Origin of the sequence: Leptolyngbya sp. NK1-12 (assembly GCF_032598965.1) — a bacterium.
Classification (GTDB): domain Bacteria; phylum Cyanobacteriota; class Cyanobacteriia; order Elainellales; family Elainellaceae; genus Elainella.
On the sequence record NZ_CP053586.1, the window covers coordinates 583194 to 606854 of the forward strand.

Sequence of the window (23661 nt, forward strand, 5' to 3'; positions counted from 1 at the left end):
GTTTGGGCGTAGAACTAAGCTAAATGTCGATGCCCCCACTCGTCACGGCAAGGATCACGGTGCAGATGAATCATCAGAATGCATTCAATCAGGCCCAGCATGACGCCCAATTGCCCTCATCAGGTCAGAAAGATACTAGTTCCAGAGATCTCCAACTCGCTTGGCGCAACTCAGCTCAAGCCAACCTGATCGGGCTGGAGGGACAAGCCATCGTTGAACAACCGATTCAGCCGGACAAAAAAGGCCGAGTCAAATTCAAAGCCTCCTGGTGGTCGGCCCGCTGTTTGGAACCAATTACGATTCCGGCTGGGGAACTGGTAGACATTGTGGCAGTGCAGGGGATTACGCTGATTGTAGAGCCAACCATCCTGCTGAAAGCCTCTCCGTCTGGGCTAGCTAAGATTCAGCAGGCATGGCAGCAAAAGGGGTGGACGCTACAAGCCGCAGAACCTAGAGCAAAAGCCGCGATTGTTGTGTTGGCAACTGGTAACGAAACGGCTTCCAACGACATTGCCCCCGAAACCTGGCAGCGGTTTATTCAGGGCAAACCGATTTACATCAAAACCTTCAAAGCCTGCTGCAAAATTCTGAACTTAACCTGGCAAGAAATTGTAGAAACCAGTGCTCAAACTGTAGCTCCAACCGTAGCTCCAACTGGGGTGGCCGATGGGGCGCAACCAACTGTGATTGATCATCTATTGCCGACCATCCACCCCAACTTTGTCGGACGCGCTCAAGCAATTGCCGATCTGCATCAGTTGGTTCAAGCCGGAGCTAAGCTGATTACGATTCTGGGTCCGGGCGGTTTGGGCAAAACTACCCTGGCGCGGCAATACCTGAGTCAGCAAGGCTTTGATCTGGTGCTGGAATGCTGGATGGCTAAGGAAACCCACAACCTCACTTCTGCCGAAAGTGTCGTGCAAGAGTGGCTACAGCGCTATTTCAGTGAACAGCCCGGACGCCAGTTTAGTGTTTCGTTGGAACGACTGCGGCAACAACTACGCCAAGCCACCGTGAACGGCAGGCCGGTCAAAATTGGCGTGCTGATTGACAATCTGGAACCCGCCCTCGACCGCAACGGTCGCCTAATTGAATCCCAGCGTCAGTATGCTGCCCTGCTGGAGGTTCTGACCGATCCGCATGTGCAATCAGTTAGTTTGGTCACGAGTCGGGAACCGCTGCATGAGGTGAATGTCACCCCGCAGCCCTATGTTTTGCCCAGTTTGGATGTGACGGCATGGCGGGAGTTTTTCAACCGCTGTCGGATTGCCACCACATCGCCGGCCCTAGAGCAAATGCATCGGGCATACGGCGGCAACGCTAAAGCCATGACCATTCTTAGCAGTGTGATTCGTGTCGATTGCGATAGCTGTCTAAATACTTACTGGCGCGAGCACCAGTCCGATCTACTGAGTGAAACCAGCTTAGAAGCCTTAGTAGACAGCCACTTTACCCGCCTGCAGCAGCTCTATCCGGAAGCTTATCAATTGTTGTGTCGTTTGGGCTGCTATCGCTATCAAGACATTGCCAACGTGCCAATCGCTGGGCTGCTGGCGCTTTTATGGGATGTCCCGGAAACCGAACAACGGCGGGTCATTCGGTTTCTCGGCGATTTGTTTCTGGTGGAGGTGGGCGATGAGGGATACCGTCTGCACCCCACCATTCAGGCCAGAGCAGTCGAACTGTTACACCGTAGCCAGGAATGGCAGCTCGCTAATCGGCAAGCCGCTCAATTCTGGCAAACCGTTCCGACGATTGCCACGATTGCTGATGCCTTGACGGCCCTGGAAGCATACCACCACTACGTCCAAATTGGTGATTGGGAAGCGGCGGCCGCCGTGATTCTGCAACAGCGGAGCGGGGACCAAATCGAGAACGAACCGCTGGGAGTTTCGTTTTATCGGCTGGGTTTGCTACAGCCAATGATCGCCGCCATTACTCAGATCCTTCAGCGGCTTCAGTCTGGAGGAACACTGGGCCACCTGTACCGGATTTTAGGCGATTTGCATTGGCTCACCGGCAGCGTGCATCAAGCAATTCATTGCCATGAGCAGGCCCACGCCATTGCCCTGGAGCATCGAATTTCAGATCTAGAGCTGGTTTCCTTGTTCAACATCGGCCTGTGTCGCATTGATTTGTGGGAACTCGATGAGGCACTTCAGCTCTTTAATCTAGTGAATACCCGTGCTGCCCAAACCGAGCACCATGTCTATGCGGTGGGTTCTTGGTTTTGTTTGGCACTCCTCCACTCCCATCAGGGCAACCGCAAAGCGGCGATGGACTTCATGGAGCATGTGTCGCAGGAATTCACCGCGATTAGCTTTAGCTCCTGGAGTCGCTGCTATAGCTTGCTGTTTTTAGGGTTAACAGCCAAAAATTTGGATGAACTGGACAACGCTCGGCGGCTGTATGAGTTGGCCCAGCATTTTGCCGAGCGGAGCTGTTATCCGCAGGTGAAGGCCAGAGCATTGAGCGGTTTAGCCGAACTCTGCCGGCAGCAGTCTGACTTTCAGGCGGCGATTGCCAAGCTACTAGAGGCCAAACAGCTGCTCGATCAGCTGGAAGCCCGCGGCGACTTAGCAGAAGTTCACTATCAGTTGGGCTTAACTTACTATAAGCTGAATGAACTTGCCGCTAGCCAAGCCAATTTTGCTGCCGCAATTCAGTTATTTGAACAAATGAATGCGCCGAAACAAGTCGAGCGAGTTCAAGCGACCCGACGAGCGGTGGCAGCTTCATCAGAACGCTGAAATTAAGCTATGAAACAAAGCAATGAAACTGAATGTTCCGCACATCGTATCGACGATTGAAGCCAAATTTGAAGCGGAAGGATTAGTCAATAAATTCTTCAAATTGAAGCCCTATCATACGAACGACCATAGCGGCTTATTATCATTACATGGCAAGAACTGTTTGTTGTTAGAATTCGCGACGCCCCAGGACGAATTTCCTGGCACCTATGCATCGTCGGTCTATCGAGTGCTGGTCATTTTTAGCCTCTATGAAGAGACAGATTTTCCGCCTGCGTTACAGTTTGCGTTTCGGCGTTTGCGGGATTACATTGACCGGATTGTGCTCTGGTCTACCGTAACGGTGGATCAGAATATTGTCCAGCTTTTCAAAGATGCCAGAGTTGACATTATTAGAACTGAAATTCCTAGCAAAGATGAGGTTCTCAAAACTAAAGCGATCAATTATTTTATTCCGATTGAAAGCGGTGATTTAGCCTATTCCTTAATGGTGAACATGATTGCAGAGCAGCTGATCAAACGCCTGCGCAAATTGTTTCATCTAGTTCTATCTGAGATGGCGGCACCGATTTATGACAAGTCCTACGGCAAAGCGAAAATTGCTACCCATGAGTTCATGGAGTATGAGAGCGAAAAACTGAATAAGCTGATCAAAAAACTAAAACAAGACGGCAACGATCAGATTGCCATTGATATTGGCTGCGGTACCGGAAGACACAGCTTTGTGATGGCACGGCATTTCAAAACTGTGTTTGCCTACGATTTTTCGCCGAACATGATTGATGAAGCCAATCGAATTCGCCGCGATCGAGAAATTCAAAACATCTGCTTTTTTGTCAATGATTTTGAGTATGAAAAGTTAATCGATGAGCAGCAGTTTTATGGAAAATGCGATCTGGTCGTCGCCAGCTTTGGTATGGGCAGCTTTGTTGAAGATAGCAACTCGATGCTACGGCGTTTTTATGATTGGCTTAAACCGGGCGGCTATCTGTTTATTTCCTTTTATAATGCCAATTCGATTACGCTGAATGTCACTCCAACCTGGCGCGATTCTGCTTTAGTAGCACAAATTGATAAAGACAATAATTCATTGGAGGTTAACTTAACTCCGAAAACTAGATTTAACATTTTTTGCAAGCTGTTTGATACAGGTATCGAAGGTCCAATCAATCGCATCTTTAATGTGGATTCCATCAGTACCTATCCGATGATCATGGCGCTGTTGCCAAATAATTTGTTAGAAAACGAGTTTGCTCATGCGGCCTTTGTTGCTGCTGACAAAACCCTAGCCGAAAACAAAGCCGGACAAAACGGTTACTATGTGATTGTTACGGCCCATAAGCCCCCTCAAGCCACCAGCGGTTACAGTAATGTAGAACGAATTCTTCAGGACTTGAACGCTGAATATGAAGTGTTAGAGCATCAGCCAGTTTTGTCGATGGAGGATGTGAAGCGAGAGGTTGGTCCGTTAACCAAATGCATTATCAAAACTCTTTTGATTCGCCATAAAGACACCGAAGAATTTGTGGCTGTGTTACTCCAATCCGAGAAGCGGCTTGATATCAATCGAGTCGCAGATTTATTAGGCGTGAATCACTATCACATTCACTTTGCCCGCGAAAAGGAGATTCTGCAATTGGGGTTTCCCCTAGGTGGGATTGCTCCCTTTGGGTTTGAAGCCAGCAACACGGTGCATAAATATGTTGATTCCGCCATCATTAGCCACCGCTGCAAATGGCTTTATACAGGCAGCGGCGATAACCGCAAAACTTTGAAAATTAGGAAACAAGATTTTTTGCGGATTATTGCAGATTATCAACGAGTTGACTTCTAGAAAGCAGCTTGATTGGTTGAGGCAAACGGCGAAAATTTTTAACCGCAAAGCCTAATTTTGCCGGAAAACAAAAAAATCGAGTTTAAACTGAAGCTTTGTTGATTTCTTGGCTTGATTTCTGCTGTTTTTGGCAAATTCCCCTGTGGGCTGAAGGTCAAGATTGAACCGCTTTGCTGAGTTCACTACAGGGCTGAAACCGAATTTTTGAACGAAAAACCGCTAGCTGCAGAAAAATAGTTCGTAAATACTAAAGTTCGATCGTATTAAAGTGCAACTGTACTGCTATCTTAAGATCACGAGTTAAACGATTGCAGCGATAACTTTGTGATTCCGCTCCAGATAACGCTGAAAAACTTTCTCAGTTACCGAGAAGCGTGCCTCGATTTTCGGGGCCTGCATGTCGCCTGCATTTGCGGTGCCAACGGAGCCGGAAAGTCTTCGCTATTAGAGGCAATGGCCTGGGCAATCTGGGGCGAAAGTCGGGCACTCACCGAAGATGATGTGATTCATCTGGGAGCCACTGAGGCGCTGGTGGATTTTAGCTTTGCTTGCCATCAGCAGACCTATCGCATCATTCGCTCGCGGCATCGCGGTCAGGTGAGCACGCTGGAGTTTCAAATCCAAACGCCAAATGGGTTCCGCTCTTTGACCGAACGCGGTATCCGCGCCACACAACAGTTAATTTTGCAACACCTGAAGCTGGACTACGAAACCTTTATCAACTCAGCTTATCTGCGGCAGGGGCGGGCCGATGAGTTCATGCTGAAGCGGCCCAGCGAACGAAAACAGATTCTGGCTGATCTGCTGAAGCTGGATCAATATGATGCTCTAGCGGAACAAGCCAAGGAGCAAGCCCGCCAGTTCAAGGCCGAATTGACCATGCTGGAACGTCAGCTCGACAGTATCAGCACCCAACTCCAGCAAGAAGCCACGCTAGCGGCCCAGCAGGATCAGCTCAGCGCTAGCCTGCAGCAAATGCAGCACCAGCAACAAATCGATGCCGAATTGCTGCGAGAATTCCAGATCGCTCAGCAACAGCACCAAGCGAGTCTGCAACAGTTAGCCTTGCACCAGCAACAGCAGCAGCACCTCAGCCAGGAATGTCAGAGGCTACACCAGGAACGACTAGCCGCCCAGCAGCAGCAGCAGCAATTAGAGGCAATTCTGCGTGAGGCTGATCAAATTACCAGTCATTACACGCAGCTGCAGCAGTTCCAAGCTGAAGAAGAATCCCAAACGGCTAAATTTCAGATCTATCAAACTCTGCAAGCCCGCAAGCAGCAACTCCAGCAGCAGCAGGCCGAGCAAGTGCATCAGCTCAAGGATCAGCTCCGCCAAGCCCAAACTCGCTGGGAATGGTTGCGGCAACAGCAGCAGGACATTCAGCAAACGCTAGCCAAAACCGAGGATGTGGAAGCCGCACTAGAACATTTGCGCCAAGCTCGCCTGCGGTTGAGCGAGTTAGATCAACGCCAGATGCAGGTAGCTCCTCTGATTCAACAACGCCAGCAGGTGCAAACCCAGATCGACCGGCAGCAAGCCCGCCTCACAGCCCGCCTCGAAGAACTGCAATCTCTGCGGCAGCAATTAGAACAGCAGCAGCAAATTCAACCCCAGCTGCAACAGGCTGCCATCACCATTGCCGAACGCATCGAGTATCTAGAACGGCGTCGCCTCTATCAGCAACAGGTACGCGAAAAAGGTATGGAACGCCGCACCTTTATGGAACGCCTGCACGAGCAACAGCGGAAATGCGAACGAGAAATGGCTGAACTCGATCACAAACTGTTGATGCTTCAGCAGGAGCGGGTTACCGCTGGAGAGGAACACCCCGGCGATGAGGAAATCGGCAATTGGCGAGATGGCAAGATGCAAGGAGAACTCCAGCTAGAGCGAGTTGAGCGGTCTGTGCCACAGGTTGTGACTCTCAGCTCGCCGCTGCTAGAGGCATCTAGCTATCCACCCTGTCCATTGTGCAGCCGTCCACTGGATGAGCAGCATTGGCAGTTGGTGCTGGAACGGCATCAGCAGGAAAAACAGGAGATTCAGGATCAGCTCTGGGTAATTCGCGAACAGTTGACCACCTCGGATCGGGAAATTCGCGTGCTGCGGCAGGAGTATCGGGAACTGGAGCACGAGCTGGCCGAGTACGGCAAAGTACTAGAGCAGCGGGGCCAGCTTCAGGAGCAGATCCAAGGGGCTTTGCAAGGGCACCAGCGGCTGCAGCAAGTGGTGACCGAACAGATCGAACTGGAACAGTCGCTGCACCACGGCGACTACGCGACAGACCTGTATGAGGAATTGCGATTGCTGGATGATAGCTTGCGCCAACTCAACTACGATGACCGCGATCATGCCTTAGTGCGGGGACAGGTGGATCGCTGGCGCTGGGCTGAAATTAAGCAGGCGGAAATTCGCCAAGCGCAACGCAAACAGGCGCAGTTAGCCGAACAGCAGCCCCAGCTCGAAGCCACAATCGCTGAATTACAGCAGCAGCTCGACAGCTTGCAGTCTTCTCCCTTACGGCAAGCGCTGGATCACCTCGACCGCCAGCTTCTCGAACTCGACTATAACCCCGATCAGCATACCCAGTTGCGCCAAGTTCTGCGCCAGTTCCAACCCTGGCAACTCCGCTACCAATCCTTGCTGCAAGCCGAGCAGCACTATCCCCAGCTTCAGCAGCGTCTGCAGGAATTGACCGACCTCTGGGTGAACCGCAGCCAGTTGCTAGAGGCGATGAATACCCAAATTGCCACCCTAACTCAACAGCTTCAGCAGTTCCCCGATCCAGCCGCTGCCATTCAAACTTTGGAGCAACAAATGCAGCAGCGTCGCGCCCAGCTCGATCAATGCTTGGCCCAGTTGGGACGATTGCAGCAACAGCAGCAGCAGTTTGCAGAGCTGCAGATCCAAGCCGTCCAGTTCCAAACCCGGCAGCAAACGGTGCGGCGTCAGTTGCGCGTCTACCAGGAATTGGCCCAAGCCTTTGGTAGAAATGGCATCCAGGCATTGATGATCGAAAATGTGCTGCCCCAGCTCGAAGCCGAAACCAATCAAATTTTGGGTCGGTTGAGCGCCAACCAGCTCCATGTCCAGTTTGTCACCCAGCGGGCCAGCCGCAAAACCAATCTGGCTGCCACCAAGATGATTGATACGCTAGATATTTTGATTAGCGATGTGCAGGGCACCCGTCCCTACGAAACCTATTCTGGCGGAGAAGCCTTTCGGGTCAATTTTGCAATTCGATTAGCGCTGGCGCGGTTGCTGGCTCAGCGGTCTGGCATGGCCCTACAGCTATTGATCATTGACGAGGGCTTTGGTACTCAGGATGACGCCGGCTGCGACCGCCTGATTGGGGCGATTAATACGATTGCGGCGGATTTTGCCTGTATCCTCACCGTTACCCACATTCCCCATCTCAAAGAAGCCTTTCAAACCCGGATCGAAGTTTGTAAGACCGAGCAGGGGTCTCAGTTGAGGTTGACGGCTTAGCGAGTCAGGAGCTAGACGTTAGGTTAGGTTTGATTGGTTTGGCGTCGGCTCAGTAAGGGCGAAGCATTTGCTCAGTAATTCAGAAGACAATCAGATAGATCTGGGAGCGAATGCTTCGCCCTTACCTGTGCCACGCACAGGCAATGCAAACGCATATGTGAAGGGTAAACCACTGCCTAAATTGCTGAGCTGCTGTACTCTGGATAACGCTGCTGAATTCTCCGTAAAAATCTGTAGAGCACCAGACAAGTTGCAAAACTTTCCGGAACAACTCCCGTCCGAAGTGCGTTAAGTTTACTAGACTGGTAGCTTGAGTGCTGCAACTTACTCGATCAAGTTGGGCAGTCTACATAGGGGATTCCACAGTGGATTCAATCGGTATTCATGAGGCTTGAGACTGTGAAACACAGAAGACATCGATCGTTTAGTGAAGCAACGAATGAACCAAACTGGCCACGCAAACAGACTGCTGTAGCGCTAACGGTTCAACCTGCTTCTGCTCTAGCAAAGCCCGTACTGGCAAAAACGAGCCAGCTATCCCAACTGCCACCCTCCCCCTCAGCGGTAGCGTTGCAATGGCTTGCTTCGGGTAAAAACCTGGATTTTTGTTTGTTAGCCTTCTGTTCCTGCGTGCTGGCAATCCTTTGCCATCAGACCGTTCACTTGCCAACCTCGCTGTCAGCTCCCGCTTCGCAGTTAGCGGCTTCTTCTAGAGTTCTGCCTGCCGATCTGGACTTTACCGTAAAAGCAGGATTGTTTACCTCTTCGCAGTCGCGTTCCGATCAAGACGAAGAGGCGGCAGAATAGAAGCGCAATAATTAGGGTACAAACCTGGATTTGGCCTGTACCCAGTAGAGTCGATTTTTCTGACTGGATGACAATTTGCAGCGTTTGCTGAGTAGAGTGCTTGCGTTAGGGTTAACTTCTAGAGCCGATTTTGAACAGTACGCGACAACTAGCGCAGGAAGCTGCTAATCAGCCAGAGGACAAAGAACGTAACCAGCGCTGCAAACGAATTCAAGTTCAACGAAATTTGCTGTAGTTGCGGAAGGAGGAATTGTCCAATCTGTAGACCCAACACGACCCCAACGATCAAGCCGATCAGCGTCAGCAGAAACGCCCGACCAAACTTGTGCTCTTTGCGATTGAGGAAATAGAGGCTAACGCCTACCCCCAACGCTAATGCTAAAGGCGGAGCACTCAAGCTCAGCAGCCCGGTACCCACAAAAATTGCCGCGGGCCAGAGAATATCAGCCCGACTGGGAGTATCAATCAGGCGCTGGAGCCAGTCTGGAGTCTGCTTTGGCGGAGTGGGAGCGAAGTCTGGCGGTGGTTCAACCAATCGTTCCGGGAAGCGGATCCGATCGGGAACTTTGATTTTGCCTTCTTGGCGTAACCGCAGGCGGTCCATCAAAATGGCTTCATAGGCCGCTTCAATGGCCTCAAGCTGCTTCCGGTCGCCCGCATGTTCCTGCACTAGACGGTTGCGAGTTGCTTGAATCTCATCAAACGGTGAATTTTCATCTATCCCAAGTGTTTCGTAGGGGTTTTTGTCACTCATCTACAACCTCCAGAAGACTCCCTCTGCACAATTCGATTATGATCGGCATAGAAATTCAAGAATATCAGCCAAGATAAACGGCATCTACCCACTTCTTCGCCAATTGATCCCACTAGCCAATAGTGTAACCATCCGGTTGAGCTTGATAAATAAAATTGATGAGAGAATTATGATCAGTAGGGCAACCGACTCTAAGACTCTAAGATTACTGTCAGGCTAACAAATATAGACGGTTTGCGTTACTAATTTCTAGATCGATAATGGTTTCAATAGCCACACCTGCGGCAAGTGTATATATTTATTGTGAATCCAAATCATGGCCAAGCTAGTCGTCCAGGCGGAATTTTTCACTTAGCTTTAAATATCGAAAGATTAACAAGTTCGATTGCCTACTCCTTATCCACGCTCACTGATTATCGCTAAGGTTATCCCTATGGCCCCAGCCAAGATTCTCGTTGTTGATGATGACCCCGCTATTCGGATGTTAATCCACCGTTTTCTCTCAAAGCAGAACTATCAGATGGAGTCCGCCGAAGATGGGAAAAGCGCGTTGGCTATTTTTGAGCAGTTCAACCCCGATCTGGTGATTCTGGATGTCAACCTGCCAGATGCCACTGGATATAACTTGTGTCAGGAAATGCAAAGCCGGACTGGGGTATTTGTGCTGATGCTGACTAGCCGCAGTGACGAAGCCGATAAGATTCGCGGGTTTTCGCAAGGGGCCGACGATTACTTGACCAAGCCCTTCAGCCTCGGTGAGCTAGAAGTACGGGTGGGCGCAATTTTGAAGCGGCAGCGTCCGGTGACAACGGCTGAGCAGCAATGTCTCACCTTCGACAATTTGGTGATCGATCCGGTGCGGCGAGAAGTCACCCTGAATGGCAACATTGTGCCCTTGACCGCTCTAGAGTTCGATCTGCTGCATTTTCTGGCCAGCCATCCGGGACGGGTCTGGCGGCGGGCCGAACTGATTCAAAAAGTATGGGATTACGAATATGTGGGCGACCAGCGGGTAGTGGATGTGCATATCGGTCAAATTCGCAAGAAGATCGAAATCGACACGTCACAACCTGCCATGATTCAGACAGTGCGAGGCGTTGGCTATAAGTTTGAAGCACCCTCAAAGGAAGGTGAATCTGAGTCCTAGTATCAAATCCATCTGACCTAAATCAACCGGCACAACGAAAAGGGTTGACAGGCATATCTCTGCTCATCAACCCCAGTGCTCACCAATTGGCCTTAACTCAATCAAATGCCAGGCTAAGCCACCCAACGCTGGGCGACCACTTCAGCCAAATCCACAACTCGCTGGCTGTAGCCCCATTCGTTGTCGTACCAGGCTACGACCTTCACCATGTCGCCGCCCATCACCATCGTCAAGTTAGCATCCACGATCGAAGACTCATCCGTGCCCCGATAATCGCAGGATACTAGCTCCAGATCGCTGTAGGCCAAGATGCCTTTGAGCGGACCTTCTGATGCGGCCTTAAGGGCTTCATTCACCTGTTCCACAATCGTTGACTTCTCAACCTGCACCACCAAATCCACAATCGAAACGTTGGGTGTGGGAACCCGCAGCGCGATGCCGTTCAGTTTACCCTTCAGATCAGGCAGTACTAGAGCAACCGCCTTGGCAGCGCCAGTAGTGGTGGGGACAATGTTGAGCGCAGCTGCCCGTGCCCGACGCAGATCTCGGTGGCTGGCATCGAGCAGACGCTGGTCACCGGTATAGCTGTGGGTGGTGGTCATTGTGCCTTTGATAATGCCAAAGCTTTCATGCAGCACCTTGGCAATTGGAGCTAGACAGTTGGTCGTACAGCTAGCGTTGCTAATAATCGTATGCTTGCTGTGGTCATAGTCGTCATGGTTGACTCCGACCACAAAGGTGCCGTCATCGTTTTTACCAGGTGCCGTAATCAGAACTTTTTTAGCGCCCGCTTCTAGATGCTTAGAAGCTCCTTCACGAGAGGTAAATACGCCAGTTGATTCAATAATTAGATCAATATCCCAAGCGCCCCAGGGTAAGTTAAGCGGATTGCGGTCGGATGTACATTTAATCGTTTTGCCATTCACCGTGATGGTGTTGTCATCGGCGCTAATATCAGCGCCGAACTTACCCAGCATCGAGTCGTACCTTAAAAGGTGAGCATTCGTTCTAGGGTCAGAAGTATCGTTGATAGCAACAACTTCAAAATTGCTGTTTGTTCTGGTTGCCCAACACCGCAAGAAGTTGCGCCCAATCCGTCCGAAACCGTTGATCGCTACTCTAATCACTGCGTCTCGCCCTCTGTTGTAATACTAAATAGGTAGTAATACTCCCCATAATACCGCTTAAGGGTATCGCTCTCAAGTTCACTGTGCAGGTTGGGGATCAAGAAAGCAGTGAAGGGTGCAGGAGGCGATTAAGAATGGGGATCAGAGGCTTCAGCGTAGAGCTGGTGCTGCAAAATGTAGAGCCGGACTGATTCGGGCACCAAATAGCGAATGGAGCGCTGTTGGCGGCAGTATCGGCGAATCAGGCTAGAGGAAATTTCGACCAGCGGCATTGGCAACACTTGCCAGTGCATCTGAATCGAGAGAGTCGCTAAAGCGTCAGCGACCCGCGCACAAACCGTTTCGGTAGATTTAATTGCGATGGATTCGACTCCATCTGCTGGCGACGAGCCTGCCGTTAACAGATTGGCATCGAGCCGAGGGGCCACCAGCCAACGGCAATGTTGAGCTAGCTCTCGCTGGCCATACCAGCGCGGCAAGCTTTGAAACGCATCTAAACCAATGATCCAGTACCAGAGCGCGTCGGGATAGAGCAATTGCAACCTGCGCCAAGTGTCAACAGCATAGGACTTGCTAGACTGCTCCTGTTCTACCTCTTCTATCTGGGAAACCTCAAAGTTAGGATGCTGATCGAGCGCAAGCTGGACCATTTCAAGGCGGTGGTCATAGCTCAGCAGCATTTCTGCATTTAGTTTGTGGGGCGGGTGATAGGTGGGAACCCAAATAATCCGATCCAGTTCGATCTGGCTCAACGCGGTTTCTGCCATCAGCAGATGCCCCCAATGAATCGGATTAAATGTACCGCCGAAGATGGCTATTTTTTGCATAGAAGCAACCTGGGTTGCTTTCCGGAATTGGATCGATTGCGAGTGAAGTTACCCGCTAATTCAATTTTGCTCAACTTTGATTGAGGATTTGCTTGAGGAATGGCTACAGAGATAACTTGCGACAGCTACTTGATTCGAGGCAAATCTATGATTTATCGGAGGAATCCGGTAGAATCCAAAGCATCCTAAGTATTTGGGTACAAAGATTGCTGAAAAAATGCTTCTAAATCCTGGATACTGGGTAAGATTAACCATCCGGTTCGGTTAACTGACTGACCGACTGGTTCAGCTAAATTTCGGACAAGGGGGTATACCACAACTGAGGAAATTTGAGCAAGAAAATATATCGCACAAAAAGCAATTCTTGCTATGATATCGCGTGTTGTTTGGTGTGGTGTGGTGTGTTAAGGAGCTGTGATGCTGAATTCCATAGACTTCAGCGGGAGACCCTTCCATTTCATCGGTATTGGTGGAATTGGCATGTCGGCTCTCGCGTACGTATTGACCAAACGTAAGCTGCCTGTTTCTGGCTCTGATCTCTGTTTGAATCATATTACGCAGCGCTTACAAGAGAATGGAGTTCATATCTTTTGGAGTCAAGAAGCGGCCAATTTAGCAGCGTTTCAAACTATCTCTCCAGCAATTTCTGCAAGTGCCAAACCGGAAGCAAAATCCACTGTTGCCCAGGGCTTGCTACCGCAGGTCATTTGTTCAACTGCCGTGAATGCAGCCAATGCGGAATATCAGGCCGCCCTGGATCTGGGTTGCCCCATTTTTCACCGCTCGGATGTGCTGGCGGCCCTAATTCGGGAGTCGGATGGGATTGCAGTTGCAGGCACCCACGGCAAAACGACAACCAGCAGTATGATTGGCTATTTGCTGTGGCAGGCTGGCCTCGATCCAACGATTGTGGTGGGCGGAGAAGTCAACGCCTGGGAAGGGAATGCCCGCGTTGGTCAAGGCTCCTACTTGGTGGCAGAAGCCGATGAGTCGGACGGATCGCTGGTGAAATTTGCTCCCAAGATTGGCGTGATCACCAACATTGAACTGGATCACCCCGACCACTACGCCAGCCTCGATGAAGTGATTCAAATTTTTCAAACTTTTGCGGTCCAGTGTCAGACGCTGGTGGGCTGTATTGACAGTCCTGCCGTGCAGCTCTTGAAACCAGCGGTGAGCTACAGCCTCCAGCCCAATTCCTCCGCCGACTACACTGTCGATCAGGTCAGTTATGGCGCTGATGGTACAACGGCCAGAGTTTGGGAGCGAGATGTCATTTTAGGAGAGTTGAATCTGAAACTGCTGGGGCAACACAACCTCAGTAATGCGCTAGCAGCCGTTGCGGTAGGGCGACTACTGGGATTGGATTTTGCTGAAATTGTCGCTGGTTTGGCGACCTTCGAGGGAGCACGGCGGCGGTTCGAGCGGCGAGGTGAAGCGAATCAAATTCTGTTTATTGATGACTATGCTCATCATCCCAGCGAAATTCGGGCCACGCTAGCAGCAGCTCGGCTGCGAGTTCAAGATAGCACCGGTTACAGGCGGGTCGTTGCCGTGTTTCAGCCCCACCGCTACAGCCGCACCATTGCGTTTCTCGACGAATTTGCTCAAGCATTTGCCGATGCCGATTTAGTCATTACGACCGATATTTATAGCGCTGGAGAAGCCAATTTGGGACAAGTGACCGGACAGCAGCTTGCCGATGCAATTGCGGCTCATCAGGCTTCAGTGATCTATCAACCAACCTTGCCAGAAGTTTCGGCCTACTTGATGGAAACGCTTGAGCCGGGAGATTTAGTTCTATTTCTGGGTGCAGGCAACCTGAATCGGGTCATTCCAGAATTAGTGACGTTTTATCAGCAGGTGGAACAAAGTCGCTCGCAGGTTTACTGTGGTTCGGCCTAGTGTCGAGTTATAGTCAGCCGATAAAGCGGTGATCTGAACTTCATTGACCTAATTTACTTGTTACATCATTTAATTCGATACGATCATGGCTCTTTCCCAAGACTCACCGAGCATTCATTCCTCTGCTGCAAAGGTAACTAAATCGCTCATGGTAGATGCGGGCCACTCCTGGTTTGCGCCGTTGGGGCGGCAGCTTCAGGCAATTCGCCTCCCTGGTACAGATTGCTTGATTAAGCCCCAGGTGCCACTTTCTACACTCACGTCCTTCAAGGTTGGTGGTCCGGCTGAATTATATGTTGCGCCTCGCTGTACTGAAGATTTGCAAGCCAGTTTGGACTGGGCCAACTCACGCGGCTTGCCGATTACCCTGTTGGGAGCAGGCAGCAATTTGTTGATTAGCGATCGGGGGCTACCCGGATTGGTAATTGGCACGCGGCGACTGCGCTACGCCTATTTTGATGAGGCTAATGGTCAAGTGATCGCAGCAGCGGGTGAACCGATTGCACGTTTAGCTTGGCGAGCCGCAGAACGGGGTTGGCGGGGTTTGGAGTGGGCTGTCGGCATTCCGGGAACCGTTGGAGGTGCGATTGTCATGAACGCAGGTGCTCACCAATCCTGTGCCGCCGACATTCTGGTTGACACAGAAGTGCTATCGATTGATGGCAATTCAACAATTCTAACCCCCAACCAACTAGACTTCGGCTACCGCACATCCGCCCTACAGCTTCAGTATCCTTCCAAAGCCCAGATGATGAAGCTGGTCGCTCAAGCGACGCTGCAACTCCAGCCCGGTCACAGCCCCGAACAAGTCATGACCGAGACGGTAGCCCACATGACTCAGCGTCGTACCACCCAACCCTATCATTTACCGAGCTGCGGTAGCGTCTTTCGCAATCCGACTCCCTATAAGGCCGGTTGGCTGATTGAGCAAACAGGGCTGAAGGGCTATCAGATTGGCGGAGCGCAAATTGCTCAGCGACATGCCAATTTCATTCTCAACTGCGGTGGAGCCAGCGCTAGCGATATTTTCCAGTTGATTCATCACATTCAGCAGAAGGTAGAACAACACTGGTCGCTGCAACTCGAACCAGAGGTGAAAATGCTGGGTGAATTTCAGTTGGCTTGAGTCGGTCAGCAGTTCACTTATGATTTGGCGGCTGTGGGCAAGCTGTCTGCGCTCTATTGGCTGCACTTTGTCTGCTGGCAATTGATAGTAAATAGGTAGTAAATAGCTAGTAAATAGCACTATTTCTTCCGTTGCGGTAAATTACACAATTTAGCGGGATCTGTCGTTCCGCGACGATCGTTGTTAAGATAACAGTCGAACCACACTCAGCAAAACGTTATGTCAAAACAAGGACAAGGCTTTGGCTTCGGTTTGGGCAAAATGAAGGAACTGACCGAAGCATTTAAAAAAGCGCAGCAAGTCCAAGAGGGGGCAAAGAGGCTGCAAGAAGAATTAGAAGTGATGGAGATCGAGGGCGAGTCTGGCGGCGGCCTAGTCAAAGTTGTTTTGAGCGGCAACCAAGAACCTCGGCGGGTAGAAATCGCGGCGGATGCCCTAAATGAAGGTGTAGAAGTGCTTTCTGACCTGGTGTTGGCTGCTATGAAGGATGCCTACAATAAATCAACCGCAACGATGCGGCAGCGCATGGAAGAACTAACAGACGGCCTGAATTTGCCTGGACTGTAGAGAGCGGGCTGCAGCTAGAGTTCGCGCTACTTCTTTAGCATCATTTTTAGCATCAGTAGTTTAATTGGGGCTGTTATGGCCCCCTATTTTTTGCGTTTGTTCATTGTTTGTGTCGCGGTACTGCATCACTCGCTCGTCAATGAATTGCGCACTAGCGGAGTAAGTCCACTCAAGCGCACTAAAGAAAGCGAGATAGTCACAAAATTCTAAACAGACTTGGGTTGCGCTGCATTCCCAGCTCGTCTCCCTGATAGGGGCTACAGGAAACCAGCCGATTCGTACAGCAACCGCAGCACCGCTTTGATCTTGTCCCCATAGTGCCGATCGGCAGACCAGCGCCCGCTCAACTGATCCAGCAACGGAGCTACGCCTCGCCGCACAAACCGGAAACGCGAATCGACGCTCTCTTGTACCAGCGGCTCCGTACTGGCATAGGCTTTGAGGTGCTGAATTTGTGCCCTTACCCCAATTCGAGCATCCCGGAAACTGGCTCCTTCAGGGGCATCACCGATGCCGCCCAGTCCAGCAAAATTATACTGCTCTGGTTTCATTAGCCGGTCGAATCGCAGAAAATCGGTCTCCACGCACATTTGCGCAAAGGCAATATCGGCATTCACACCCTCGATGGCTGCCTCTTCCCGATAGAGTTTGGGCAGTTCTACAAAAGGGGTGAACCCTTCTGAGTTATGGCTTTTGAGAAACATCAATAGCTGCACTTCCGAAGCAGAACCGCGCCCCATAATTCGATCCAGTTGTCCAGGGTAGGCGATTGGCATCGAGCGCAGAATCAGCGTGTGGCTATCTTTGTCAGGATGGAGCGATAGGTTGAATTCGCGTAAATCTATAGCGCGGACATAGACGATATTGCGGTAGCTGAGGCGGCGAATCGAGGCATCGAGCGGTAAATCAATCCCCAACTGATCGACGAGATCCATCGGAATATAGAAGTTTCCATTGGCAATGATCCCTTCCCCATAAACTAAGGCACCGTTCAGGTTGATGTTGATCGCCGGATAGGTGGGCACCGGATTCAAAGCTGCCGTCCCAGCCACCGAACGACTCCAAAGGGCCAATCCTTCTGCAATGCCTAACGCTACGTCCTGCCGCTGGGCTTGCAGAATTTGGTAGTCCTCCGGATTGGTCATATATCCAATGTTCAGGACCAGAGCCGGAATCACAAGCTGGCGACAAAAGGCTGCATATCCCAAAGAGCAAACGGTATCGGGCTTGACGCCTTGGCTGAGGATTTGAGGCGCACGGCGCAGCAAGGTTTGTAAGAGCTGGTCGGCTTGGGCACGGCGCTGATCGTTAGCTGTAATGTAATAAAGCCGAGTACCCCGCAGATTGGGGTTGATAGCGCTGCTGATTTGAAGCTGAATCGCCACATCGCCAGCCTCAGCATAGCGATTGATCCAGGCGATAGTTTGCTCTGGCGTCAGTTCTTGAGGTACGGTTGCGGCTTCGTATTGATTGGCTCGCAGATATTGCACCACTAGATCCTGCATCAGGCTCACGGCTTGAACGGCAGCCGCTAGATTGACGCCACTCAGATGCTCTCCAGGCTCCTCGTATCCCACGGCTACAAAAACTCGTCCCATCTGACTTCCTTCCACATCTAGAACTACCAATCTAATCCTTAAAGGGATAGCAGTTTTCCGGTGAATTGGCGCAAATGCTGCTGTTGATTTTGGCAAAATCTTGGCCGAAGTCTGGGTGAACCGCTCCTCGATCACGCAAAACTTCACAATCAATCTCCAACCTTGCCGCAACTGTGCCGTTCGATATCAGCGTGTTAATTGGCACTGCGAGCAGCGTTGAGTGCAGCTGTTGAGTGCAGCTGTTGAGTGCAGCTGTTGAGTGCATCATCCAAACTCTACAGATTTTAGACACTAGATGTAGTAGAATCCCAGTCTGCCTCTCCGATTTGCCACTAAGATGGGTTATGGACATTCCCCGCCTGCATCCAGACACGGTTGAAGCCGTGAAGCAACGAGTAGACATTGTTGATGTCATCTCGGAACATGTTGTACTGCGCAAACGCGGCAAAGACTTTACCGGGCTATGTCCGTTTCATGACGACAAATCGCCTAGCTTTAGCGTCAGTCCGGGAAAACAGTTCTATTACTGCTTTAGCTGTGGCGCGGGCGGCAACGCGATCAAGTTTTTGATGGAAATTGGCAAGCAGTCGTTTGCCGATGTGGTACTGGAGTTGGCGCGGCGCTATCAGGTGCCGGTGAAAACGCTAGAGCCGGCCCAGCGGCAGGAGCTTCAGCGGCAGCTATCCTTGCGTGAACAACTTTACGAAGTGCTGGCTCTGACAGCCAAATTCTATGAGCACGCCCTGCACCAAACCGATGGTCATGCCGCCCTCACCTACCTGACCGAGCAGCGGCAGCTAAACCAGGAAACGATCCAGCAGTTTCAGCTTGGCTATGCCCCCGCCGGTTGGCAAACCCTATATGGCTATCTAATTGAACAAAAGCGGTTTCCAGTGGAGCTAGTCGAACAGGCTGGCCTGATTGTACCGCGCTCAGAAGGGCGAGGCTACTACGACCGTTTCCGCGACCGACTGATGATTCCGATTCATGACTTACAGGGGCGCGTGATTGGATTTGGCGGCAGAGCCTTGGGCAACGAGCAGCCCAAATACCTGAACTCGCCAGAAACCGAACTGTTTGACAAAGGCAAAACCCTATTTGCCCTCGATAAGGCCAGAGCCGCAATTGCCAAACTAGACCGAGCTGTAGTCGTGGAGGGTTACTTCGATGTGATTGCCCTGCATGCAGTTGGAATTACCAACGCGGTTGCCGCCTTGGGAACGGCCTTGAGTGCAGTTCAGGTACGGCAGTTGCTGCGCTATACCGAATCGAAGCAAATTGTGTTTAACTTCGACGCTGATGCGGCTGGCACCAAAGCCACCGAACGGGCAATCGGAGAAGTTGCCGATCTGGCTTACCAGGGGGAGGTGCAATTGCGCATTCTCAACCTGCCGCAGGGCAAAGACCCAGATGAGTTTCTCAAAACCCACACTGCCGCCGAGTATCAGACTCTGCTCGATCAGGCCCCGCTGTGGCTAGACTGGCAGATTCTGCAGCTTTTGGCCGAGGCCGATCTGAACCAGGCGGACCAGTTCCAGCAGAGCAGCCAAGCCATCGTCAAACTGCTGGGCAACCTCCCCAATGCCACCCTGCGCACCCACTACATTCACCGCTGTGCTGAGTTGCTGAGCCAAGGTGATGCCCGACTCACTCTGCGGATCGAAGAAGATCTGCGCACCCAAGTACGGGGACAACGCTGGCACGGACGGTCCCAGAAATGGCAGCGACCGGGAGATCGCACCCTGCTGGAAGAATCGGAAGCACAGCTTTTGCGGCTCTATCTGCATTTGCCCGACTACCGAGCGCTGATCAAAGCCTCCTTAGAAGAGCGCGATCTCGACTTTAGCCTGTCGCATCACCGCACGCTGTGGCAGCAGATCCTCAACCTAGAACAAACCGAAACTGCCGTTGATCTAGTTTCTCGCCTACAGGATTATGATGCCGAACTGACCGAATCCACGGCTGCTCAACATCAACTTGCGGCAGTGCAGCCATTGTTTCAACTCGACGAAAAGAGTCAGCGGGATTTACTGCGGGCACCGTTAGTCGTGCGCACGGCAATTGCTAGCATGGAGCGGGTAATGTGCGAAAAGCGGCGGCGGCATTTCCTCGATCTGTGGAAGCAAACCGACGACAACCTTACATCTGATCTGGCTCAGTATTACCAGCAGCAAATTTATGCTGAGACCCAACGCATTGAAGAACTCGACCGTCAGCAGCGGCAAGTGACGTTTGAAGATCTAGCTCAAATTCCCTGGATTGGTGAGTTTCAGGAAGCACTTGGGCTGTCACAGCCTTGATTTGAACCACTACTCCACCTATTGCCTATTGGCCTACCAACTGGTAATCGACCAACGACGGGTCGGTGCTTGGAGCCAGGCAATCGTGTCCACTGCCACTTTCGCCAAACTGTAGCCCTGCTCAGCCAAAAACTGGAAGCAGGCTTGTTGCTCAGCAGGAGACAGAAAACTATGCTCAAAATGGATAATCGCAGGCTTAATATGCTCAAACGGCACCATCTTGAGAATCTCATAGTCGAAGCCCATCGTGTCAATCACCAGCAGGTCAACCCGATCCACTCCATGCTTGTTCAGCAGCGACTCGAGCGTCAATGCCGGTACAGCTATTTCCTGAATCATCGATTCTAGATCCTCTGGAATCGCCTCCAATTGCTTAACGTTGCGCCAGTAGTAGAGGGCACCCCACACCACCTCTTTGCTCAAGCTTGCAGATTGGGAGAGCCAAAACGGCAATTCACCTCTATCAGAACGAACCGTATAGAAGGTGACGGTGCCATCTTCCGCACTGATTGCAGCGTTCTCAAACTTTAACTGCGGCTGGTCTTGGTAATTCTGCTGCAAGCTCTGGAACGTCTGGGGTTGGGGTTCAACCAGGATGCCGCGCCATTGGCAGTTACGAACCAGTTGAGAGATGGGGTCAACCGAGGAGCCATCATGGGCACCAATCTGAATAAAGAACATCTCTGGATTGTGCTGCTGATAATCTCGCACAATTAAATCCAGCAGGTCGATAAAGGGAAGTTCGATAGGTGGAAAGCCAACCGCTGAGGCGGACTGTTTGGTAATCTGGTAGCCCAACCGACTAGCAAGCTTCGAGATGAATGGAAACAGCATATAGGTGGAGTGCCGCTAGCGGGCTGACATCATCGTTGAACCATCAATCATTGAGTTATTGAGCAGCAAATCACTCGCGGTAGATTCATCCAAAATTGGTGCTTGACCATCCAGCGGATAGATCGCGAATGTTACATTAGTGTAGCTACTTGCGTAGTACGCGACGGCTTCTTGAGCGGCCGACAAGGTCAGGTACACTGCTGCTAGAGAACGAAGCGGGGTTGTAGTCAGCCATCCCTTCGAGTCGCCTACGAGCCAATCTTGATGATCTACGCTGATGATATACATTCTGATGCCCTCTTGATTGTGTTGAAGTCGAGAATAGTGTGTCTAAATTGATATTGCGGACCGTGTTTTTTTGCTCTAAGCCGCGTTCTAGCTAATTAGATTAGTACGTTGTTGAGTGGAACTCAGGTTGAAGTTGCAAAAAAATCAATTTAATGTTTCCAACCGCCCTATTTCAGGATTGAATCGAAGGTTAAGTTAGCTATTTATTCCGCTGAGAAATCACCATGGCAGGAATACCGACCGCAACCGAATAAGGCGGGATATCCTTGGTGACAACAGCACCAGCCCCAATCACGCTACCCCGACCGATCGTGACCCCATCTAAGACCTTGACTCCTGTTCCGAGCCAGCAGTCATCTTCGATCACAATGCCTTCGTTTGTAGTGCCCTGATCCTTAATCGGAGTCATTGGATCGACAAAAATGTGATTATTAGCGTAGATGCCAGAATGGGCAGCAATCATGCAATTCTCACCCACTTTGATGTGGCCCGGCCCAGCTAAACAGACATAGGGACCAATATAGCTCCCAGAACCAATTTCAACCCGACCTCCATGGGCTTTGATATCCACACCCCGGTCAATGCCAACGTTCTCACGCACAATTATCTTGCCGTACTCAAGGTGGCAAAACATCCGCACATTATCGAGAATATAGGTATCATCATTGATTTGAATCTGGCCGCCCCGCACGTCAGCATCGAGACAGATTGTACGTCCTAGAAATACATTGTTGCCAATCTCGATTTGCTGTGTTCCCCGGTAATCGCTGCCCCATTCCACGCTGACAGCCTTGCCCATCCGAGCAAACAGCCGAGGATATAGCAGACGCCGCAGCAGAATACCTGGTTTTTTGGGCAGCCAGCCCGCCAATCCCGTAATTAGCTCCTGCTGCACTCGCGACCACCGGTTAGAACGAGTTTGCCGATGAATTTTAGGTGCGAATTGGGCCGAAACAGACTGAATAGTCACCATGATTTTTGATAGTTTCACTGCAATAAATTTCGAATTCTGTAACCTCGGTAAACCAAAACTGGCCTCCTAAGTTTGTTGCGCTGGAGTTGGGTTACCTTCGATTTGAGTTAAAACTGTGCGAATGAGTCGGACCAGATCAAATGGCTTATGAAGAAAAGCAGATGCACCCTGATTGAGAGCCAAATGATGCGTATTCCGATCGGTTTCGGAGCTACACACAATAAAAGGAATGGCGGCAGTGATCGGGTCTTGTTGCAATACTCGCAACATCTCTAAACCATTGAGGCGCGGCATGTCCAGATCTGAGATAATTAGATCCGGGAGTTGCTGTTTGATTTTGTGCAGCCCCATCATGCCGTCGTTGGCGCTTACGACTTGAAATCCGTAGCTTTCCAACATGTCGCACAGCAGATCCTGCACGAGCGGATTGTCCTCAACGACGAGAATGATTGACACCGAAACACTCCCTGCGAATTCCTTTACTCTCAAGGTATCGAGTCGAGGTTAGGAATTTGGGGGCGAAGTGGGAAGATTTCGGGGGGATATGCTTGCAAATCTAGATTCAGGCTGCAGACTCAGAACCGAGGTTCAATCAAGCTGCTTCATGCGGTAGCCCAAACCGTGAACTGTTTCGATGAGATCATTGGGGGCACCAGCAGAACGGAGTTTTTGACGCAGGGTTCTGATATGGGTTTTGACGGCTTCTTCGGTAGGCGGATCCTCTGAAGACCAGATGCGCTCAATAATCCCAGGCCGACTTAACACCCGCCGACCGCTAGTAATCAGCAGTTCCAGCAGGGTAAATTCTTTCGGCGTCAGCGTCACGGGCTGATCGTCGTAGGTGACTTCATAGGTGCTAGGGTTGAGACGCAAACTGCCCCATTTGAGGTTGGGTTGAATTGAGCCGCCGCGTCGCAGCAGTGCCCGCACTCGCGCCATTAGCTCTTCTAAGTCGAACGGTTTGACCACATAGTCATCCGCTCCAGCATCGAGGCCGACAATTTTGTCGGCAATCGTATCGCGGGCAGTTAGCATCAGAACAGGAATTGCAGAATTACGCTCGCGCAGACGGTGACACAACTGAATCCCATTCAGCTTCGGCAGGGTGACATCCAGCAAAACCAGATCATACTCAAAGGCCCTAACCCAATCCCATGCTTCTTCACCATCTTGAGCCACATCGACTGCATACTGACGGCTGGTCAGTGCTTCCGACAGCATATCGGCAATTTGGACATCATCTTCAACGACCAAAATACGCATGGCAAATTGGGGTTCCGGATCGGGGTTGGTCAGGATAGATCTTTCATCTAATCAGTTCTTTTTTGATAT

At 51.0% G+C, this 23661-nt stretch carries 18 protein-coding genes; 9 read left to right on the plus strand and 9 right to left on the minus strand.

Features of this window, described 5'->3' with window-relative positions:
* Positions 1 to 29: 29 nt before the first annotated feature.
* The 4 genes from HJG54_RS02010 to HJG54_RS02025 all read left to right on the plus strand — a co-directional run bounded on the left by HJG54_RS02010 (position 30) and on the right by HJG54_RS02025 (position 8883).
* The gene (locus HJG54_RS02010; protein WP_316433063.1) at positions 30 to 2750 is read left to right on the plus strand and encodes an NfeD family protein; all 2721 of its coding nucleotides are present in this window, start codon (positions 30 to 32) and stop codon (positions 2748 to 2750) included.
* A 22-nt stretch (positions 2751 to 2772) separates the two neighbouring features.
* Positions 2773 to 4584 (plus strand): YbaK/EbsC family protein, encoded by a 1812-nt coding sequence (locus HJG54_RS02015; protein WP_316433064.1) that lies wholly within the window; start codon positions 2773 to 2775, stop codon positions 4582 to 4584.
* Between the two features lie 324 nt (positions 4585 to 4908).
* Positions 4909 to 8076, plus strand: coding sequence for an AAA family ATPase (locus HJG54_RS02020; RefSeq protein ID WP_316433065.1), 3168 nt, complete (start codon positions 4909 to 4911; stop codon positions 8074 to 8076).
* A 399-nt stretch (positions 8077 to 8475) separates the two neighbouring features.
* Positions 8476 to 8883: a hypothetical protein gene (locus tag HJG54_RS02025; RefSeq protein WP_316433067.1), complete on the plus strand. Its 408-nt coding sequence runs from the start codon at positions 8476 to 8478 to the stop codon at positions 8881 to 8883.
* A gap of 148 nt (positions 8884 to 9031) precedes the next feature.
* Here HJG54_RS02025 and HJG54_RS02030 read toward each other — a convergent pair whose 3' ends face one another.
* The gene (locus HJG54_RS02030) at positions 9032 to 9637 is read right to left on the minus strand and encodes a CPP1-like family protein (RefSeq protein WP_316433068.1); all 606 of its coding nucleotides are present in this window, start codon (positions 9635 to 9637) and stop codon (positions 9032 to 9034) included.
* A gap of 433 nt (positions 9638 to 10070) precedes the next feature.
* Here HJG54_RS02030 and HJG54_RS02035 point away from each other — a divergent pair, with 433 nt between their 5' ends.
* Positions 10071 to 10784, plus strand: a complete 714-nt coding sequence (locus tag HJG54_RS02035; protein WP_036001288.1) for a response regulator transcription factor — start codon at positions 10071 to 10073, stop codon at positions 10782 to 10784.
* Between the two features lie 113 nt (positions 10785 to 10897).
* Here HJG54_RS02035 and HJG54_RS02040 read toward each other — a convergent pair whose 3' ends face one another.
* Positions 10898 to 11911, minus strand: a complete 1014-nt coding sequence (locus HJG54_RS02040) for a type I glyceraldehyde-3-phosphate dehydrogenase (RefSeq protein WP_316433070.1) — start codon at positions 11909 to 11911, stop codon at positions 10898 to 10900.
* A 128-nt stretch (positions 11912 to 12039) separates the two neighbouring features.
* Positions 12040 to 12738 carry a nicotinate (nicotinamide) nucleotide adenylyltransferase gene (nadD, locus tag HJG54_RS02045; RefSeq protein WP_316433071.1) on the minus strand — a complete coding sequence of 233 codons (699 nt, stop codon included), beginning with the start codon at positions 12736 to 12738 and terminating at the stop codon, positions 12040 to 12042.
* A 417-nt stretch (positions 12739 to 13155) separates the two neighbouring features.
* On the opposite strand from nadD, the gene murC reads away from it, so the two are divergent.
* The 3 genes from murC to HJG54_RS02060 all read left to right on the plus strand — a co-directional run bounded on the left by murC (position 13156) and on the right by HJG54_RS02060 (position 16336).
* Positions 13156 to 14643 carry a UDP-N-acetylmuramate--L-alanine ligase gene (gene murC / locus HJG54_RS02050; RefSeq protein ID WP_316433072.1) on the plus strand — a complete coding sequence of 496 codons (1488 nt, stop codon included), beginning with the start codon at positions 13156 to 13158 and terminating at the stop codon, positions 14641 to 14643.
* Between the two features lie 85 nt (positions 14644 to 14728).
* A complete protein-coding gene (gene murB / locus HJG54_RS02055) occupies positions 14729 to 15769 on the plus strand; it encodes a UDP-N-acetylmuramate dehydrogenase (protein WP_316433073.1) in 1041 nt (346 codons plus the stop codon).
* 219 nt (positions 15770 to 15988) lie between these two features.
* Complete coding sequence (locus tag HJG54_RS02060; protein WP_036001303.1) at positions 15989 to 16336, plus strand: YbaB/EbfC family nucleoid-associated protein; 348 nt, start codon at positions 15989 to 15991, stop codon at positions 16334 to 16336.
* Between the two features lie 257 nt (positions 16337 to 16593).
* Here HJG54_RS02060 and HJG54_RS02065 read toward each other — a convergent pair whose 3' ends face one another.
* Positions 16594 to 17934 carry an N-acetylmuramoyl-L-alanine amidase gene (locus tag HJG54_RS02065; protein WP_316433074.1) on the minus strand — a complete coding sequence of 447 codons (1341 nt, stop codon included), beginning with the start codon at positions 17932 to 17934 and terminating at the stop codon, positions 16594 to 16596.
* A gap of 344 nt (positions 17935 to 18278) precedes the next feature.
* Here HJG54_RS02065 and dnaG point away from each other — a divergent pair, with 344 nt between their 5' ends.
* Complete coding sequence (dnaG, locus tag HJG54_RS02070; protein ID WP_316433075.1) at positions 18279 to 20234, plus strand: DNA primase; 1956 nt, start codon at positions 18279 to 18281, stop codon at positions 20232 to 20234.
* A gap of 33 nt (positions 20235 to 20267) precedes the next feature.
* Here the strand turns inward: dnaG and HJG54_RS02075 are convergent, their stop codons facing one another.
* The 5 genes from HJG54_RS02075 to HJG54_RS02095 all read right to left on the minus strand — a co-directional run bounded on the left by HJG54_RS02075 (position 20268) and on the right by HJG54_RS02095 (position 23592).
* Positions 20268 to 21068, minus strand: a complete 801-nt coding sequence (locus tag HJG54_RS02075) for an FkbM family methyltransferase (protein ID WP_316433076.1) — start codon at positions 21066 to 21068, stop codon at positions 20268 to 20270.
* Between the two features lie 15 nt (positions 21069 to 21083).
* Positions 21084 to 21356, minus strand: coding sequence for a hypothetical protein (locus HJG54_RS02080; protein ID WP_316433077.1), 273 nt, complete (start codon positions 21354 to 21356; stop codon positions 21084 to 21086).
* A 199-nt stretch (positions 21357 to 21555) separates the two neighbouring features.
* Positions 21556 to 22329, minus strand: a complete 774-nt coding sequence (locus tag HJG54_RS02085) for an acyltransferase (RefSeq protein WP_316433078.1) — start codon at positions 22327 to 22329, stop codon at positions 21556 to 21558.
* Between the two features lie 66 nt (positions 22330 to 22395).
* Entirely contained in the window at positions 22396 to 22785 is a 390-nt protein-coding gene (locus tag HJG54_RS02090; protein WP_316433079.1) for a response regulator, read from the minus strand.
* Positions 22786 to 22917: 132 nt separating this feature from the next.
* Positions 22918 to 23592 carry a response regulator transcription factor gene (locus tag HJG54_RS02095; RefSeq protein WP_036001312.1) on the minus strand — a complete coding sequence of 225 codons (675 nt, stop codon included), beginning with the start codon at positions 23590 to 23592 and terminating at the stop codon, positions 22918 to 22920.
* Positions 23593 to 23661 lie beyond the last annotated feature (69 nt).